The organism is Actinocatenispora comari (assembly GCF_017312725.1).
Taxonomy (GTDB): domain Bacteria; phylum Actinomycetota; class Actinomycetes; order Mycobacteriales; family Micromonosporaceae; genus Actinocatenispora; species Actinocatenispora comari.
Genome location: NZ_BOPO01000054.1, coordinates 1 through 18,012, shown reverse-complemented (window position 1 = coordinate 18,012; position 18,012 = coordinate 1). Strand labels below are relative to the sequence as shown.

11 protein-coding genes and 3 pseudogenes are annotated in these 18,012 nt (G+C 72.3%); 10 read left to right on the top strand and 4 right to left on the bottom strand.

Annotated elements, in window-relative coordinates; genetic code table 11:
* A pseudogene (locus NUM_RS16190) lies at positions 1–347 on the bottom strand (hypothetical protein); the annotation flags it as partial.
* A 1,993-nt stretch (positions 348–2,340) separates the two neighbouring features.
* Here NUM_RS16190 and NUM_RS16185 point away from each other — a divergent pair.
* A complete protein-coding gene (locus tag NUM_RS16185; RefSeq protein WP_207125695.1) occupies positions 2,341–2,664 on the top strand; it encodes a hypothetical protein in 324 nt (107 codons plus the stop codon).
* On the opposite strand, the pseudogene NUM_RS38065 reads toward NUM_RS16185, so the two are convergent.
* The 3 genes and pseudogenes from NUM_RS38065 to NUM_RS16175 all read right to left on the bottom strand — a co-directional run.
* Positions 2,640–2,987 (bottom strand): annotated as a pseudogene (locus NUM_RS38065) (WXG100-like domain-containing protein); the annotation flags it as partial. The gene NUM_RS16185 and the pseudogene NUM_RS38065 sit on opposite strands and share 25 nt — an antisense overlap.
* 9 nt (positions 2,988–2,996) lie before the next feature.
* Positions 2,997–3,710, bottom strand: a complete 714-nt coding sequence (locus tag NUM_RS16180) for a WXG100 family type VII secretion target (RefSeq protein WP_207125693.1) — start codon at positions 3,708–3,710, stop codon at positions 2,997–2,999.
* Positions 3,703–4,131, bottom strand: a complete 429-nt coding sequence (locus NUM_RS16175) for a YbaB/EbfC family nucleoid-associated protein (protein WP_225918618.1) — start codon at positions 4,129–4,131, stop codon at positions 3,703–3,705. The genes NUM_RS16180 and NUM_RS16175 overlap by 8 nt, the downstream gene beginning before the upstream one ends.
* Before the next feature lie 328 nt (positions 4,132–4,459).
* Between NUM_RS16175 and NUM_RS16170 the strand changes: the two genes are divergently transcribed.
* The 9 genes and pseudogenes from NUM_RS16170 to NUM_RS16130 all read left to right on the top strand — a co-directional run.
* The gene (locus NUM_RS16170) at positions 4,460–4,789 is read left to right on the top strand and encodes a WXG100 family type VII secretion target (RefSeq protein WP_207125692.1); all 330 of its coding nucleotides are present in this window, start codon (positions 4,460–4,462) and stop codon (positions 4,787–4,789) included.
* 44 nt (positions 4,790–4,833) lie between these two features.
* Positions 4,834–5,136 (top strand): WXG100 family type VII secretion target, encoded by a 303-nt coding sequence (locus tag NUM_RS16165; protein WP_207125691.1) that lies wholly within the window; start codon positions 4,834–4,836, stop codon positions 5,134–5,136.
* An 85-nt stretch (positions 5,137–5,221) separates the two neighbouring features.
* Entirely contained in the window at positions 5,222–6,142 is a 921-nt protein-coding gene (locus tag NUM_RS16160; protein ID WP_207125690.1) for a hypothetical protein, read from the top strand.
* A 62-nt stretch (positions 6,143–6,204) separates the two neighbouring features.
* Positions 6,205–9,525 carry a WXG100 family type VII secretion target gene (locus NUM_RS16155; protein WP_207125689.1) on the top strand — a complete coding sequence of 1,107 codons (3,321 nt, stop codon included), beginning with the start codon at positions 6,205–6,207 and terminating at the stop codon, positions 9,523–9,525.
* Positions 9,518–9,910: a hypothetical protein gene (locus tag NUM_RS16150; RefSeq protein WP_207125688.1), complete on the top strand. Its 393-nt coding sequence runs from the start codon at positions 9,518–9,520 to the stop codon at positions 9,908–9,910. Before NUM_RS16155 ends, NUM_RS16150 begins: the two co-directional genes overlap by 8 nt.
* Entirely contained in the window at positions 9,907–13,854 is a 3,948-nt protein-coding gene (eccCa, locus tag NUM_RS16145) for a type VII secretion protein EccCa (protein WP_207125687.1), read from the top strand. Before NUM_RS16150 ends, eccCa begins: the two co-directional genes overlap by 4 nt.
* Positions 13,855–13,867: 13 nt before the next feature.
* Positions 13,868–15,280: a type VII secretion integral membrane protein EccD gene (gene eccD / locus NUM_RS16140; protein ID WP_207125686.1), complete on the top strand. Its 1,413-nt coding sequence runs from the start codon at positions 13,868–13,870 to the stop codon at positions 15,278–15,280.
* Positions 15,281–15,285: 5 nt separating this feature from the next.
* Entirely contained in the window at positions 15,286–16,641 is a 1,356-nt protein-coding gene (eccB, locus tag NUM_RS16135) for a type VII secretion protein EccB (RefSeq protein WP_207125685.1), read from the top strand.
* Between the two features lie 3 nt (positions 16,642–16,644).
* Positions 16,645–18,012, top strand: a pseudogene (locus NUM_RS16130) (hypothetical protein); the annotation flags it as partial.

Sequence of the window (18,012 nt, the reverse complement as noted above, 5' to 3'; positions counted from 1 at the left end):
TCGGACATCTCGGTGTCGTCGGTGTCCGGCGAGACGGCGCCGGGCTCGGCCGGTGGTGCCGGATCGGCAGGATCGGCCCCGGTGGCGGCCGGGCCGGACGTGGCCGGCGCCGGTACGGGCTGCGGCCGAGCCGACGTCGGCCCGGGCGTTCGCGGCCCCGGTGCGTCGAGGTTCAGGTTCGCGATGCCGTCGGTGATGTCGTCGACGGTGGGCCGCGCGGGCGGGTCGATGGTGAGGTTGGCGATGCCGTTCGTGATGTCGTCGATGGTCGGTGGTGGCGGCGGTTCGAGCGTCAGGTTCGCCATGCCGTCGGTGACAGCGTCGATGTCGACCGGTGGCGGCGCCACGTTCGGCTGCGGGCTGCTCGTCTGGCCGTGCTGGGGCGAGGTCTGGTTGCCCCACACACCCGGTGGGGCGGACCGGATGCCCGCCGGCGGTGCGGTCTGGGCACCGGTTGCCCTCGAGGGCGATCCGCTCTCGTTGCCGCTGCCGGACGCCGGCGTCGGCCGACCCGGCCGAATTGGTACCGAGCCGCCCTCGTTCCCGTGGGAACCCGGCCCGGCACTGCTCGGCTGCGCGGACTGGGCCTCCCCGCTCCCGGACGGACCCGTCGCGGGCACGCCGCCCGGCGGCGCAACCGGAGGTCCGGGCAGCGGTTGCCCCGCGCCGGCAGGCGGTCGACCCGTGCCGCCGGATGGCTGTCCGGGGCCGGCCGGCGTGGCCGGTGCATCGTGACCGCCGGTACCGGGCGGGGTCGGGCCGCCGCGGGCCGGTGGGCCGGCAACCGGTTGCTGGCCGGGAGGGCTGGTCTGCGGGCCCGTCCCGGTGGATGTCGGTTCGCTGTGTCCGCCGTGGTCGAAGCCGGGCAGGCCGCCGTGGCCCGACGGCGGGTGCACGCCGGTCGGTGCGGCCGTACCGGTGTCGCCCGGCGGCTGCGCAGGTTGGGGGAGCGGGGATGGCGTCTGCTGCGGTGGCGCCGCTCCGGGACCGGATGCCGGCTGGGCCGGTCCGCTCATGGCCTGGCCGGAGCCGCCGTGATCCCCGGGACCCGGACCGGCCACCGGGCCGCCGATCGGACCCGACCCGGATGCCGGTCCGCCGATGTGGTCCGGCCCGGACCGTGGGCCCCCGAGCTGGTCCGGCCCGGATGCCGGTCCGCCGACCGGCCCCGTGCTCGTCGCCGGCCCGCCGGTGGCCCCCGGACCCGCCGCTGGGTTGCCGGTCGTACCTGAACCTGCCGCCGGATCGCCGCTCGAACCCGGCCCGATCGGGCCGCCGCTTGTCCCAGGACCCGCGAGCGGCCCACCGCCCGCTACGGGACCGCCGTTGGCCGCCGGACCCGCTGCGGGCCCGCCAACCGTGCCGGGTCCGCCGGTCGTACCCGGGCCTGTCGCCGGACCGCCGCTGGGCCCGCCGCTCGAGCCTGGATCCGTTGCGGGCCCGGCATTCGCGCCCGGGCCGGCATTCGCGTCGGGGCCTGCAGACGGTCCGCCGTCCGTGCCGCCACTCCATCCCGGACCCGGCGGCAGCCCACCGCTGGTAGCCGGACCTCCGCCCGCGGCTGGGCTTCCGCCCGTGGGCACCTCGCCGCTGCCCGGACCACCGGTCGTCCCCGGGCCACCCGTCGTCCCCGGGCCGCCGGTCGTTCCCGGACCGCTGGTCGTTCCCGGACCACCGGTCGTCCCCGGGCCACCCGTCGTCCCCGGGCCGCCGGTCGTTCCCGGACCGCTGGTCGTTCCCGGACCGCCGGTCGTTCCCGGACCGCTCGTCCCCGGAGTTCCGCCGGTCGCGCTCGGATCGCTTGGGCTGCCGCCCGATCCGGAACCGCCGCCTGCGCCCGGTCCACCGCGCGTGCCTGCGCCTCCACCGGAACCAGGACCCGTCGGCGAGGCGCCGGTGGGGCCCTGCTGCGGGCCGGTGTCGCCAGGACCGGCGTTCGAACCCGAGCCGGAGTTCGAACCCGAGCCGGAGTTCGAGCCGGTACCGGCGTTCGAACCAGGGCCGGTGTTCGAGCCCTGACCGGGCGGCCCGTCGGGGCCGAGGTCCCGGTGGTCGCCGGGGCCGGGCACGGTGCCCTCGGGCGAGCCGCTGCCACCGGTGCGGGGCTCGGGCCCGCCGCCCAGGTGTTGCCCGACCTGGTGCGCGCCGTGACTACCGTAGTGGTCGAACAGCGACGAGCTCGCCGTCGCGAACGGGTTGAACTGGCCGAGGTTCCCCGTCGCCGCCGAGTACAGGAACTCCCCGAGCGTCTCGCCGATCGCGCCCAGCGCGGCACCACCGTGCGTCGTGTGCGAGAAGTACGGGAAGTAGTGCCCGCCCACGTGGTGCACGCCGCCGGCGATGCCGCCGATCATCGCGCCCGCACCCATGTTCTGCAGGATGTCGTTGAGGTCGAAGCCGTTGCGGTTGTTCTTCATCATCTGGATCGCCTGGGCGGCAACGGCTTCGGCGCCCTCCTGCACGGCTTCCTCGGCGGCCTCGAGCGCCAGCCGGGCGATCAGCTGGGCGAGGCGGCTCTCGATCTGGGAGAGCAGGGTCTGGACGATCTCCTGCCCGACCTTGATCAGGCTGGGTACCAGCGCGGCGCCGAATCCGCTGGCCAGCGCGGAGGCGATCTCCAGCACGATGGTGAAGGCGGCGACGATGATCTGCGTCTGCCCGTAGTCGATCTGCTGGTTCGCCTGGTAGGCGACGTCGGCCGCGCCGCGCGCCTTGGCCGCTGCCGACGGGATCTGCTGGGTGATCATGGGGTAGAACTGGCCGAACGCGGCGGCGGCTGGCCCCTGAAGCACCCCGTCGAGCTGCGCGCCGATCGTCTGGGTGCTCGCCGCCGTGCTCTCCAGGTCGGCCGCGAACTGTTGCAGTTCCTCGCTCAGGGCGATCAGCTCGGACGGGTCACCCTTGGGGTACTGCTCGCCGACCGTCACCAGGATCGCGTCGTACGCCCATTGCCAGTTCGGGTCGTCGGGGATGTGGAAGTCGAACATGACCGGTGGTCAGTCTCGCGGTTCGCCCGGAATCGGCTTGATGACGCGACGGAACGTCTCCGGCGCCGTCGTGGTGCCCTCGACACTGTGCGAGACGACGACGTCGTGCTCGGCCGGCCGCAACGCGACCCGTTGGGGCAGCAGCGATCGCGGCGCCTCCCTGGCGAGCAGGACGCCGGACTCGAGCCGGAGCGCCGGCCGCTCCGGGATGCACACGCCGTAGCGCAACCGGGTCCGCTGGCCCGGCCGACTCTCACCGTCGGGTGCGCGGGTGCTCCTGACGAGGGTCCTTCGCAGCGGCATCAGCTCGACCCTGGCGGCGCGCTGGGCCGGCTCGGTCTCGCCGTCCTCGACCGGTTCGGACGGCTCGGTCAGGCTGAGCGCCTGGCCGAACTCCACGTTCAGCTTCCGGCTTCCGGTGCTGGCGTCCTCGTCGGCCCGCTGGTAGGACTCGCCGCCGGTGCGGAGTCCCTTCGCGGTGAACTCCAGCGTGCCGATGACGCCGGTGATCATGTCCCTGAGGGTGTCGATCAACGGATCGAACTGTTCCTGGAACTGCTGGCCCATCGAGTCGTCGCCCCACGCCGACCGGTAGCGCTCGCGCAGGCTCTCCAGCCGGTGCAGGTGGCTCTCGTAGAGCGCGATCTGCTGCTGGTACGCGTTGCCGACCCTGTTGACGCCCTCGGGGCTGACCCACAGCGAGCCGCTCGGGTTGTCACTCATGGCCCGGTTGCTCCGGGGTGAGACCGAGCATCGAACGCACCTCGCTGGTCATCCGCGGGCCCTCTTCGGGCAGGAACATGTCCACGTCGGCGTCACCTCGGGCGAGCTTGGCGGGATCGATTCCTTCCGGCACGATCGGCGCCAGAATCTCCGCCGCCTTGGCCTGCACGCTGTCCTTGGCTTCGAGGAAGGTGCGCAGGATGACCGCGCGCAGCTCGGCGGGTGGCATTCGCTTGTAGGCGCCGGTGGGAAACCGAAGATCGGTCAACACGCCGCTCTGGCCGACGGTGACCGTCACTTCCCGGCGTGGCGAGGTGGCCGATGCGCGCAGAGCGCGCATGCGCTCCTGAAGCTCACCAAGGCTGCTGCGCTCACGCTCGTATTCGGCGAACAGTTTCGCCACGTGATCATCGAGCCGCACGCGCCCACTCCTCTCGGAGTAACCTCCGCGTAACCCGCCGTCAACAATGCGCCCGAACCTGCCGTCGCCTAACGACAGCGTCGCAACAGTACCCGACCGGATCGAACTCGCAACACGGTCGCATGTTAGAAAGTTACACGGGCGCGGTGCATCAGGGCATTATGTGCAGGACGGTTGCTTCCACCCCAGACCTTGTGCTGTCATGCACCGTGACCGGTGGGCGCGTTTCACCGGCGCGACCGCATCACCGCTCGGGGCTTCGGCCCGCCGTTCCAGCCACCATGCGTCCGGGTACCCCGCGCCCCAGCCACAGGAGAGGAACGTCGTCATGACGATGCCAACGGTCAATACCGTTGAAGAAGGCATGCGCTCGGCTGCCAACACGTTCGCGCAGACGGCTGATGAATTCAATAGCCACCTGCAAAGCGTCAACAACCAGATGGCGACGCTGCAGGGGAGTTGGACCGGTCAGGCCTCGGGTCAGTTCAATCAGGCGATGGACAACTGGGAGAACTCGTTCAAGAACGTGATCAACCAGTTGCTGCGCATGCTCGACGTCATGGGTGCCACCACGAAGGGCTACCACCAGGCCGAGGACACGGCGAGCAACACCGCGAAGAACTTCATGGACGCGCTGCCTCCGCTGCCGGGAGTCTGAGCCGCAACCCCTTATCCAGCTGGAAGCCAAGAGAGGTGACAACGTTGTCAGACTATCGGTTCGACTTCACCCAGGCCGACGCCACGATCTATGACATGCAGACGATCAACAAGCGGATCGGCGAAGCGCTGCAGGGCATGGAGAGCAGCGTCGAGAAGAGCCTGGCCGACTGGACCGGTGCCGCGCAGGCCACGTACTGGGACGCCAAGGCGCAGTGGAACAAGTCCGCCGGCGACATGAACGCCTACTTCGAGCAGGCCCGGCTGGTCCTGATGGACATCTCCGACAACTACGGCACCACCGAGCAGCGGCACACGAAGCTCTGGAACGACGTCCGTGGCGGCTGACGGCTGAACCGCTCGCGGCGACCCCGGGTGGCCGCCGCGGGCGGTGACCACCTCGACTCCTGCTGGCTCGAAGGGCTGCGATCGCATGGGTTCCGACACCGACTTCAGTTATGAAAACGATGACGCCATCGATGCTCTCCATCTGTATGACCACTATGACAACGGCGAGATCGGTGGGCATACGAAAAAGCATCCCGATGGTTGGGCCGCGACCGCGATCGAACAGATCGAAGCCACCGAGACGACCGAGGGCGCCTATGGCAAGGACCGTACGCCGCACCAAGAGGTGCACTGGGACAAGCTGAACGTCAGCGACGCCGAACTGAAGGACTACAAGGAACTCTGGAACTGGTACCGGAACGAGCTGCCGGACAAGTGGAACGACTACGTCAAGCAGTTCGACCAGAGCGATGTCAGCAACGTCGACGTCCCGAAGTACGACCCGAACAAGCAGTATCTGACGCCGGACGACGGTGATTTCCACAAGCCCGACACCAAGACCTACACCGGCGGCAGCGACAATGCCAAGGGTGAAATGGTGGTCAGCACCGACGCGATCAAGTACTTCGCCAAGCAGTTGCGCACCGTGGCCGACGACGGCAAGGGCGTCTTCTACGACATCTACAACAAGTTCGGCGAGCTGGAACCGAAGCCCGGGCGATTCGCCCGGGCGGAGGTCCTGCGGCAGAAGCTGGCCGGCACCGGCCCGAGCGACGGCGGCCTGATCGGGGACACCCAGGGCCTGATGCGGCAGATCCACATGACCCTGTTCAGCCTGCACGACGCGCTGCTCGCGATGGCCAAGGAGTACGAGGACAACGAGACCAACGTCCGCAAGAAGGGCGAGAAGTTCAAGGACATGACCGAGGCCGAGCTGAACCAGTTCATGTCCGACCCGTTCTCCGACATCGACGGGATCCAGGACTACGGCGGCACGGAGACCAAAGGTGGCGACGGGGGCAACGGGGACGGCAACGGCGGCGACGGCGGCGGCGACGGCAAGTGAGGCTGCGGCCGCACGATCCGTACCCGGCCGCGGTGCCGTGGCGAAGATGAGGGTTTCTGCGCATGTCTGGCGACGACAAGAAGGACGACGACGGGTTCCGCAACGATCCGTTCGGGCACAAGGGGACCTACCCGCCTGCCGACATCGACGTCAACAACACCAACGACCTGGAGCAGTGGGCGTCGGGTGACGGCTACAGCTGGCGGAAGATCGAGTCCGCGATCGTCGGCGGCGCCGCGATGGTCACGGCCGACGACGCCGCCTACGCGGCCGGGCTGGTGTCCCCGCAGAGCATCATGGACACCTCCGGCGCGTTCCAGACCGCGATGGACTCGTTGACCTGGCTGGAAACCTTCATCGACCAGCAGACCGACGCGATCGCCGGCGACGGCAAGTCCTGGCAGGGCGCGGCCGCGGACGCGTTCCGGGCCAAGATGAAGATCCTGTCGAAGTGGGCCGGCCGGCAGGCCGAGCGGCTGTCCGGCGGCGCCGGCATGGGCTCGTCGGAGTCGCTGCCCAACCAGCTGGCCAAGGACGCCAACTACCTCGCCTGGGCGCAGCAGACGATCCAGTACCTCGACCGCGCCTGGGCGACCATCGCGTCCAACCACGGGACGGGCGACACGGGCGACGACGACGGCAACCTCGTGACGATCAGCTCGACGAAGTACGCCAAGCCGATGATCAAGCAGATGCTCCAGGTCGCCGAGACGCTGGCCGACCAGTACACCGCGACGGTGCCGAAGGTGAACTCCGGTGGGCTGGACGAGCCGCCGCCGGTGACGAAGCCGATGCCGTCGATCACGACGCCGACGCCGCCCACGCTGACGACGCCGAAGCCGCCGCCGAACGTCACGACGCCGGCACCGCCGAAGATCACCACCGGGCCGCCACCGAACCTGACCACGGCGCCGCCACCGCCCGCGGTGACGACCCCCGCGCCGTTGAACGTGACGACTCCGCCGCCGCCCGGCAACAACCTGAACCTGCAGCCGCCGACGGTGACCCCGCCGGTGTCGGGTCCGCCCGGCAACGTCGGCCCGTTGGGCCCCCAGGCATTCGGCCCGAACTCGCTGGGGCCCAACTCGACAGGACCCAACTCGCTGGGGCCCAACGGATCGAACTTCCAGCCTCCGCCGATCGGTGCGCCGCCGAACTCGACCGGCGGCAACCCGTACGTACCGGCGCCCACGCCGCCGGTCGAGCCGTACACCAGCCAGCCGCCGGGCGCGGGGCCGACCCCGAACGTGCGGCCGTACTCGCCGCCGAAGGTGCCCCCGCCGCCGTCGGGATCGGGCGGCGGATCGGGGAAGGTACCTCCGGTCGGTGCACCGCCGAGCGGTTCCGGCCCGTACGGGAACCAGGATCTGCCGCAGGTCACCCCGCCCGTACTGCCGTCGGCGCCCGGCGGTGGATCGGGTGGCGGGACGGGCGGCAACGCGCCGATGATTCCCGGCGCACCGGGCTCGCCGCGTTCGGGCTCCGGCGGCGGTGGCAACCGGGCGGTCGAGCCGCCGGACGCCTCGGGTCTGTTGCAGGGAGACGGCAAGGACTGGTCGCCGGGACTCGGCGGGATCGGGCTGCCGGCAAGCCCCGGCGGCGCCGGCCCGGGCGGTACCGGTCTGCAGAGCAACGGCACCGGCATGCCGATGATGCCGGGCGCGCCGGGCCCGCGCGGGGGCGGTGGTGGCGGGGGTAAGGCGGTGGAGCCGCCGGACTCCTCCGGCCTGCTCAAGGGCGACGGCACGGACTGGTCGCCGGGTGTCGACGGGATCGGCCTGCCGGACGGCTCCGGTGGTACCGACTCCGGCGGTACCGGCCTGCACTCGGAGGAGGGCCCGGTCCAGACGCCGGTGGTTCCCGGTGCCGGTGTGCCGATGGCGCCCGGTACGCCGGGGGCGCCGGGCCCGCGTGGTGGTGGCGGCGGCAAGGCGGTCGAGCCGCCGGACTCCTCCGGCCTGCTGAAGGGTGACGGTTCGGACTGGTCGCCGGATGTCGGTGGGATCGGCCTGCCGAACGGGTCCGGTGGTGCCGACTCGGGCGGTACCGGCCTGCATTCCGAGGAGGGCCCGGTTCGGACGCCGGTGATTCCGGGCGCCGGCGTGCCGACGGTGCCCGGTACCCCGGGGGCTCCCGGTTCCCGTGGTAGCGGGGGCACGGGGGTCGAGCCGCCGGATTCCGCCGGTCTGCTCAGGGGCGACGGTACCGACTGGTCCCCGGCCGTGCCCGAGGTCGGGCTGCCGGACGGCTCGGCCGGCGCCGGGGCCGGCGGTGCCGGGTTGCGTGCCGATCCGAACGCCGACCGGGCACCGGTCGTCGCGGCCGGCGGGTTGCCGGTCGCGCCCGGCGTTCCCGGCTCGCCCGGCGCTCCGGGCGGCGGCGCTCCGGGCGGGACCAAGGCCACGGGTGCCTCGGACGCCTCGGGGCTGGTCGCGGGTGATCCGGACGCCTGGGTGACGATGAACCGTGCGCCGGGCAACCCGGAGGCGCCGGTCGGTGCCCGCCCGGGCGGTGCCGGGCTGGACGCTGCGCCGGCCAGCCACGCGGCGCCGCCCGGGCCGGACCCGCTTCCGGCCGTGACGGCACCGGCGGGCGACGGGCCGGCGGCTGCCGCCGATCCGGCACCAACCGCGGCCGGCCCGTCGTCGGACGCGGCAGCACCGGCGGACGGTGCTGCGCCGGCCGCGGAACAGCCGACGCGGTACCAACAGCCCGCGGTGCCGATGGTCTCCCCGATCGTGGGAACCGGGGAACCGGACGCGCGATCGAGTGGTGCCCGGCCAGCCGGCCGGGCTGCCGACGAGTCCGGCCGGCGGGACGCCGGCGAGACCGAGCGATCTCCGGCCGGTGAGGCTGGGCCGGGTGACACCGACGAGCCCGAGCGGCCGGTACCCGACGACGGGACCGAGACCGGCGGCATGGGGTCGGCGGACGGCCTGACAGCAGTGCTGGCCGCGCCCCCACCGGTCGGCGGGGTGGCGGTGACCGATCCGGCCGTTGGCGCGGCAGAGCCCGGGCCGGCCACGTCGAGGGCGCGCGTCGCACCGGCGGCCCCGTCGGCGGCCGAGGCAGGCGGCATCGCGTTGTCGGTGGGCATGCCCGGATCGCCGCCGGTGGCGGTCGGCCTGCCCGTACCGGCAGCGCTGGCCGACGAGGACGACGAGCGCCGGCCGCCGGACGGCTCGGCCGCCGGCGAGGCGCTGCGGGAGCAGGAACGGACCTGGACCGGCGCCGACGGCGACACCGGGCCGCCGGCGGCGCAGGACCGGGTGCCGATCGTACGGCCGGACGAGGACGACGACGGATCGGACTGGGACGACGCCGAGGGTGCCTGGTGGCTGACCGGTACCGGTACGCGACAGGAGGATCGGGCCCATGAGTGACGACGTCGAGGCGCCCCGCCTGCACAGGTGGAAGCGTGCCGAGCCGGGCGCCGCGGCCGGGAACACGCCGGTACCCGAGGAGGCCGACTTCATCTCGTCGCTGCACTGCGGCGGGCCGGAGTACACGCTGGCGCAACGGTTCGAGCTGATGCGCCAGCGGCAGCGCGAGATGGACGAGCGGCTCGCCGAGGAGCAGCGCGAGAAGACCGAACGGGAGGACGCGAAGCGCCGCGGAGCGTCGTTCGGCGGCGATGACGACGACGATGCCGCCGACGAGAAGCCCACGACGGCGCGCAAGGACGACCGGTACTCGGTCGGGCTGCTCCGCAACAACAGCGCCGCCTGGGGTGACGGGGCCGGCGCGGGATCGGGCCAGCTCGGATGAGAACGGTCACCGTCAAGAGACCGCCGCGGGCGGCCGGGCCGGAGGCGCCCGAGGGCCAGATCGAGCTGCAGGAGCCGCCGCTGATGGCGGAGGAGGCCCAGCTGGACTTCCGCTCGTTCGCGATGATCGTACCGATGGGCCTGAGTACCGGTGGCCTGATGGTGATGTTCGGGATGAGCATGCGCTCGCCGCTGATGTACGTCATCGGCGGCGGGATGGCGTTCGGGATGCTGTTCATGGGCCTGATGCAGATCGGCCGCAGCGCGTCGGAACGCAAGCGGAAGATGCACGGCGAACGCCGCGACTTCCTGCGCTACATCGCCCAGATCCGCCAGCAGGCGCGGGAGGCGGCGAACCAGCAGCGGCGCGCGGTGCTGTGGAACAACCCGCAGCCGGACCGGCTGTGGTCGGTGGCGATGAGCGATCGGTTGTGGGAACGGCGACCCAGCCAGGACGACTTCGGCCGGGTCCGGATCGGCCTCGGCCGGCAGGACGCCATGCTGCGCTTCCTGCCGCCGGAGACCAAACCGATCGACCACCTGGAGCCGCTGTCCACCATCTCGCTGCGCCGGTTCTCCGAGGCGTACCGCACCGTCTCGCACATCCCCACCTCGGTGGGGCTGCGCAGCTTCACCAGCATCGAGTTCGAGGGCGAGGCGGAGCCGGCGGTCGGCCTGGTACGGGCGATGCTCGCGGGGCTGGTGACCTTCCACGCGCCGGACGAGCTGCGGGTCGCGGTGCTCGCCGACGTCGCGCAGCGGGACGCCTTCGACTGGGTGAAGTGGTTGCCGCACAACGCCCACCCGACCGCCTACGACGCGGCGGGGCCGGTACGGCTGTTCGCGAGCAGCCACGACGAGCTGCTGGACCTGCTCGGCCCGGAGGTCACCGACCGCGGCGAGCACGACCGCTCGGCGCGGCCCAGCGCCAGCGAGCCGCTCGTGGTCGTCGTCGCCCGCGGCGAGCTGCCGGCCGACTCGCCGCTGCTGACCGTGGGCATCCGCAACGTCGTCCTGCTGGACCTGACCGGCCAGATGCCGGGCGGCCCCAAGGTGCTGCGGCTGACCGTGGACGCGAACCAGGTCCGGTACCCGGCCGGGGAAGGGACGGGCTCGGCCGAGATCGACACGCTCGGCCTGGACGAGTGCGAGACGCTGGCACGCATCATCTCGCCCAAGCGCACCAGCGGCGTGCTCGACGTGGTGGACGAGCCGCTGGACAGCAACTTCGAACTGACCACCCTGCTGGGCATCCGGGACGCGGCCACCTTCGACGTCGACGCGTCGTGGCACCAGCGGGTACCGCAGCGCAACCGGCTGGCCGTACCGATCGGGGTCACCGACGGCGGCGAGGTCATCGAGCTGGACCTGAAGGAGTCCGCGCAGGGCGGCATGGGCCCGCACGGCCTGCTGATCGGCGCGACCGGATCGGGCAAGAGCGAGCTGCTGCGCACGCTGGTGTGCGCGCTGACCGCGACCCACTCGTCGGAGATCCTCAACCTGGTACTGGTCGACTTCAAGGGCGGCGCGACGTTCCTCGGCATGGACCAGCTGCCGCACACCTCGGCGGTGATCACCAACCTCGCCGACGAGCTGCCGCTGGTGGACCGGATGCAGGACGCGCTCAACGGCGAGCTGACCCGCCGGCAGGAACTGTTGCGCGCCAGCGGTTACGCCTCGCTGTACGACTACGAGAAGGCGCGCGCCGCCGGCTCCCAGCTGGTGCCGTTCCCGGTGCTGCTGATCGTGGTGGACGAGTTCAGCGAGCTGCTGTCGAGCAAACCGGAGTTCATGGACCTGTTCGTGTCGATCGGGCGGCTCGGCCGTTCGCTGGGCGTGCACCTGCTGCTCGCCTCGCAACGGCTGGACGAGGGCCGGATCAACCGGGTGGAGGGCCATCTGTCGTACCGGCTGGCGCTGCGGACGTTCTCGTCGATGGAGTCGCGGTCGGTGATCGGCGTCGGCAGCGCGTACGAGCTGCCGCCGGAGCCGGGCAACGGGTACCTGAAGATCGACACCACCAACCTGGTGCGGTTCAAGTCCGCGTACGTGTCCGGCCCGTACACCGGGAAGGGGCGCAGCGCCGGCGAGGAGGTGGAGCACGCCGCGGCCCGGCTCTCGCCGTTCGTCACCAGCCCGGTGGACGTGCGGCACGATCCGGCCCGGGAGCGTGCCGCCGAGGTGACCGAGGCGCCGGCGGAGCCGGACCCCGACACCGCCACCGGGCCGACCCTGGTCGACGTGCTGCTGGAACGGCTGCGCGGATCCGGCCCACCGGCCCGGCAGGTGTGGTTGCCGCCGCTGTCCGAGGCGCCGAGCCTGGATGCGCTGCTGCCCAGCGTGGTACCGGATCCGTTGCGCGGCATGACCGTCGGCGACCGGTCGGCGCAGGGCCGGTTGCGGGTACCGGTGGGCATGGTGGACCGGCCGGCGGAGCAGCTGCGCGAGCTGTTGACGCTCAACCTGGACGGGGCGGAGGGCCACGTCGGGATCGTCGGTGCCCCGCAGAGCGGGAAGTCGTCGCTGCTGCGCACCATCATCCTCGCGCTGTCGTTGACGAACACGCCCACCGAGGTGCAGTTCTACGGCCTGGACTTCGGCGGCGGCGGCCTGTCGTCGATCGGTGGGCTGCCGCACGTCGGGTCGATCGCGACCCGGCTGGAACGCGACCGGGTGGTCCGCACCATCGAGGAGGTCATGCAGGTACTGGAGCGTCGCGAGCAGATCTTCGCCGCCCGGGGCCTGGACTCGATGTCGGCGTACCTGGCCGCCCGGGACCGCGGTGAGATCGAGGACCCGCACGGGCACGTGTTCCTGGTCGTGGACGGCTGGTACACGATGAAGCAGGACTTCGAGGATCTGGACACCAAGTTCCAGGAACTGGTCTCGCGCGGGCTGTCCTTCGGGGTGCACGTGATGGTGTCGGCGACGCGGTGGTCGGAGATGCGTACCTGGCTGCGCGACATGCTCGGCACCAGGCTGGAGCTGCGGCTGGCCGACCCGATGGAGTCCGAGGTGACCTCCCGGCAGGCGGCCACCGTGCCGAACCAGCCGGGCCGCGGCCTCACCGCCGCCGGCCTGCACTTCCTGACCGCGCTGCCGCGGATGGACGGCGGTTCCTCCAACGAGGACCTGTCCGAGGCCACGAAGTCCACTGTGGAGGAGATCGGTACCTTCTGGTCCGGCCGGCCGGCGCCCGGGGTGCGGATGCTGCCGACCCAGCTGCCGGTGGAGAACCTGCCCGAGCCGACGGACGACCTGAAGGTCTGCATCGGGCTGGACGAGCGGCGACTCGCACCGGTCTGGCACGACTTCGCGGCCACGCCGCACCTGCTGGTGTTCGGCGATTCCGAGACCGGCAAGTCGAACATCCTCCGGCTGGTGCTGCGCGCCATCCAGCGCCGGTACACCCCGCAGCAGGCGAAGGTGGTGCTCGGTGACTCGCGGCGCGACCTGGACACCGCGATCACGCCGGACTACCAGGTCGGGTTCGGCTTCACCGGCGACAAGCTGTACGAGCTGGCCGGCCAGACCGCGGTCTCGATGAACCCGCGCATCCCCGGCGAGGACATCTCGTCGGAACGGATGCGCCGGCGCGACTGGTGGACCGGCCCGGAGCTGTTCGTCATCGTCGACGACTACGACCTGATGAGCCACGGGCGGCCCGGCTCGGTGCTGGACCCGATCCTGCCGCTGCTGGCGCAGGGCACCTACATCGGCCTGCACGTGATCATCGCGCGCAGCACCTCCGGTGCGATGCGCGGCGTGATGGAGCCGGCGATCCGCCGGATGTGGGAGCTGGGGACGCCGGCCACGCTGCTGTCGTACCCGCGGGAGGAAGGTAAGTTCCTGGGCGAAGCGGCGCCCCGGCGGCTGCCGCCCGGCCGGGCCCAGCTGGTGACCCGGCGCGGCGTCCGGTTGATCCAGACGGGACTCGTGGTATGAGAGGAGGCCGCCGATGAGTACGACGTTGAGCGAAGAGCTGTGCCGCGTCACCGTGACCGGTCCCGATCGTCGGATCGACCTGGCGGTACCGGTCACCACGACGGTCGCCGCGCTGCTGCCGTTGCTGGTGCAGCACACCGTCGATCCCGCGCAGCTGCGGACCGTACAGGGCGGGCCGGACGCCGGGTGGGTGCTGCAGCGCCTGGGCCAGTCGCCGTTCCCGGCGACCGGCACCCCGGACAGTCTGGACTGGCTGGAGGGCGAGGAACTGCACCTGCGCCGGGCCGAGGATCCGCTGCCCAGCCTCGACTACGACGACCTGGCCGACGGGGTGGCCGACGCCATCAACCGCCGCAACGACCGCTGGCGCCCCGCGTACCGGCGGGTACTGTTCCTGCTGCTGTCGCTGGTGGCGACCGGCGCACTGGCCGCGGTACTGGTGGGCGACGGGCCGGCCGGGCAACAGCTCGGCGTCGGCATCGTGGTCGGCGTGGTCTACCTCGCCGCCGCGCTGGTGTGCGGGCGCACCCTGCCGGACGGCATGTTCGCGCTGCTGTTCGGGTACGGCGCGGCCGGTTTCGCGGCGATCGCCGCGGCCGCGGCCGCCGGCGGTGACGCGAAGCGGGTACTGGCCGGCGGTGCGCCGCTGCTCGCCGCGGCCGCCGCGGTGGTCGGGGTGACCGTGGTGTTGCTGGCCGCCGCCCGCACCTTCGCCCCGCACATTCCGCTGGCGGGCCTGGTGGTTCCCGGCTTCGTCGGCCTCGCCACCGCGGTACCGGTGCTGCTGTGGCTCGGCCCCGGGCTGACCGCACCGCACGCCGCGGCACTGGTCACCCTGGTCCTGTTCGCGCTGGTCGTGCTGGCGCCGCGGATGGCGGTCAAGCTGTCCGGGCTGCGCGCCCCGCAGCTGCCGAAGACCAGCGAGGACATGTCCTACGACATCGAGCCCGACTCGGCCGCGCACATCGACCGGCGCACCGAGGACGCCGACGCGTACCTGACGGTGGGTCTGGTCGGCGGCGCGCTGGTGGCGCCGGTGCTGTGCCACCTGGTGATGCGGGTAGACGGCTGGTCGGGCTGGATGTTCGTGCTGCTGCTGTCGGTGTCGTTGCTGTTGCGGGCGCGCACCTTCCTCGGTGTCTGGCAGCGGGGAGCGCTGGTGTTCGTCGGGGTGGTCGGCAGCCTGATGGTGGTGCTGCGGCTCGCCGGCTCGTCCGGTTCGACCGGCCGGTGGCTGCTGCTGACCCTGCTGTTCGCTCTGGTACTGCCGCTGATCCTGTCGGCGCTGCGGCCGTGGCCGCGCCGGATGCTGCCGATCTGGGAGTACGTCGCCCGGCTGCTCGACGTCGCGACCGCGGTGGCGTTGCTGCCCGTACTGGCACAGGTACTCGGCCTGTACGGCTGGGCCCGCGGACTGTTCGGGTAGCCGGCATGCAGACCCAGCGCGACCACGTACACGCGTACTCGTTCAACATGGGCCGGATCTCCTCGGCGTTGGTGGAGGGCAACTCGACCAACGCCCAGATCCCCGGCCGGCGACCGCTGACCGGGCTGCTGCTCGGGGTCATCCTCTCGGTGCTGATCGTCGCCGGATTCGGTGTCTACGGCTGGATCAAGCCCGGCGGCAGCAAGGCCTACCAGCAGCAGGGCGCCATCCTGGTGGAGAAGGAGAGCGGCACCCGCTACGTCTACCTGAAGGGCCGGTTGCACCCGGTGCCGAACCTGGCCTCGGCACTGCTGATCGAGGGCCCGTCGGCGACCGTCAAGCTCATCTCGCAGGCGTCGCTCAAGGACGTACCGCGCGGGGCCGAGCTCGGCATCGCCGATGCGCCACAGACGATCCCCGGTTCCGCGGACCTGGTTCGCGGCCCCTGGCTGGCCTGCCTGCCCGGTTCGGTGGTCGACGATCCGGGCGACGGGATGGGCCTGAACCTGAACCCGTCGGCGCCGGCCACCGCGCTGCACGCCGACTCGTTCGCGCTGGTACGGTCCGGCGACGGCACCGGCTACGTCGTCGCCCGCGGCCACAAGTACCCGATGGTCGGCGACGCCGCCCTCGCGGCGCTGGGCGCCGGCGACGCGCGACCGGCTCTGGCGCCCGACACCTGGCTGAAGTGGTTGCCCACCGGCGCCACGCTGACGCCGCCGAAGATCCCGGGCGCCGGCGCGCCGGGGCCGAAGGTGGCAGGCCGGCAGTACCCGGTGGGCACGCTGTTCCGGCAGCGCGGCAAGGGTGGCGCGGAACAACTGTTCGTGCTGCGCGACGACGGGCTCGCCCCGATCGGCCGGATGGAGTTCCTGCTCGCCGCCGCCGTCGCGCACCAGCGGCCGGTACCGCTGAGCGCGGTGGACGCGGTCGCCGCGCAGCGCTCCGGCGACCGTTCGGAGGTCGGTCGGCTGCCGGACCTGAGCCGGCTGCGCTGGCAGCACCCGGACGGCGGCGTGCTGTGCCTGCGCCAGCATCCGGCGGGGACGTCGGTGCGCAGCCAGGTGGTGTACGCCGCGCGCGCCGACGCCGCGGTGAGCAGCACCGGTCATCCCTCGGTACGGGTCGCGCCCGGCACCGGCCTGCTGACCGTCGCCGCGCCGGTGACCCGCGCCAGCGTGCAGCAGCCGTACCTGATCTCCGACAACGGCGTCGCGTACCCGTTGACCGGCGACGACACGGTCTCCTCGTTGCGGCTCGACGCCGCCAGGACCATCCCGTTCCCGGCCGCGTTGTTGTCGTCGCTGCGGCGGGGCCCGACGCTGAGCCGGTCGGCCGTCACCCAGCTCGGAGGGGGGTAGCGCATGCCGTCGATTCGCGGGCTGTTGCGCAGCGGTGAGTCCGGGTCGGGCGAGCCGATCGCCGATCACTCGATCGGGCACGCGCACGTGCTGTCCCGCGGCGAACCGAGCAGCGGGCTGCAGGCGCTCGCGATGAGCCTCGCCGCCGACCCGGACAACGATCTGGTGCTGCTCGATCTGCAGGACGAGCTGCCGGTCGCGGCCTGGGAGTCGGTGGCGAGCGCGGTGCCGCGGAGCCGCCGGCGCGGCATCCGGCTGCTGGTGCACGGCGGTGAGCGCGGGGCGCCGACGATGATCGGCCAGTGGCTGGCGCAGCGCCTGGGCCGTACCGTGATCGCCCCCGACGGTGAGCTGGTGCGTGGCCCGGGCGGTGCGCTGTTCGTCTACTCCAAGCCGGACAGCGGCTGGATGCGGCTGCGTCCCGGGCGGGCACCGACCTGGGACTCCAAGCGGTACCCGGTGCCGGCGTGGGACCCGGCCGCCTCCGAGTACTGGACGTCGAGTTCGACCGCCGGGATCGAACCGATGCCCAGCGGCGTCTGGATCCACGACATGCGCGCACCGGAGGTCATCGCCCGCAACCGCGGACTGCTCAGCGCGAACGTGCCGTGCCAGCCGGAGGTGCTCACCGTCCTGCTGGGCTGCCCCGGTACCGCGCCGGTGTCGCTGGACGACGCGGCCCGCTTCTGGCACGGCCTGACCGAGCCGGACCGGGCCCGGGTGCGTTTCGTGCAGTACGGCGAGGTGCAACGGCCCGACGGGGAGACGTTCGGGCAGGCGCTCGCCGACTTCCTCGGCGCGGCGATCGTCTGCTACACGGGCATCCCGATCGGCCGCCCGACCATGTTCGAGATCCGTACCGTCGCCTCCAACGCCCGGCCGGGCTGGCGGCCGTTCGTGCTGGAGCTCGGGTACCAGCCGCGCAACGGCTCGGCGGTCGGCCCGGCCCTGCTGACCACCCGCATCCCGTTGCCGCGGGCGGAGGAGGTCAGCCCCCGGGTCTACTGGTACGCACCGGATGCGGTCATCGAGATCGTCCAGTCCGGCCTGTGGGTGCGGCCGCCGGCGGAACCGACGAACGCGGCGCAGGTCCGCTCGGTACCGCTGGATCCCGACGTCGCCGCACTGATCTTCGACGACGCGGTCGCGGCGCGCGCTGCGCGGATGCGGGTACTGGCGGAGGATCTGGCCGGTCAGCTCGACCGCTCGGTCGCGCCGGCCAGCGTACTGTGCGCCGCATCCGCGTTGGCCGACCGGCGGGCGTTGCCGGCCGCGGTCGCCGCCGCGCTCGGCCCGTCGTCGGGGCTCGGGGTGGCGCCACTGGCCCTGGCCGAGCCGGCGACCGCGACGCTGCCGGCCCGGGTACCGCCC

Bases quoted from the DNA above. Each gene is read 5' to 3' on its own strand.
- eccD (WP_207125686.1), top strand. From the start codon at position 13,868: ATGAGTACGACGTTGAGCGAAGAGCTGTGCCGCGTCACCGTGACCGGT.
- NUM_RS16155 (WP_207125689.1), top strand. From the start codon at position 6,205: ATGTCTGGCGACGACAAGAAGGACGACGACGGGTTCCGCAACGATCCG.
- NUM_RS16150 (WP_207125688.1), top strand. From the start codon at position 9,518: ATGAGTGACGACGTCGAGGCGCCCCGCCTGCACAGGTGGAAGCGTGCC.
- NUM_RS16170 (WP_207125692.1), top strand. From the start codon at position 4,460: ATGACGATGCCAACGGTCAATACCGTTGAAGAAGGCATGCGCTCGGCT.
- NUM_RS16180 (WP_207125693.1), bottom strand. From the start codon at position 3,710: ATGAGTGACAACCCGAGCGGCTCGCTGTGGGTCAGCCCCGAGGGCGTC.
- eccB (WP_207125685.1), top strand. From the start codon at position 15,286: ATGCAGACCCAGCGCGACCACGTACACGCGTACTCGTTCAACATGGGC.
- NUM_RS16160 (WP_207125690.1), top strand. From the start codon at position 5,222: ATGGGTTCCGACACCGACTTCAGTTATGAAAACGATGACGCCATCGAT.
- eccCa (WP_207125687.1), top strand. From the start codon at position 9,907: ATGAGAACGGTCACCGTCAAGAGACCGCCGCGGGCGGCCGGGCCGGAG.
- NUM_RS16185 (WP_207125695.1), top strand. From the start codon at position 2,341: ATGCCGCCGATCATCGCGCCCGCACCCATGTTCTGCAGGATGTCGTTG.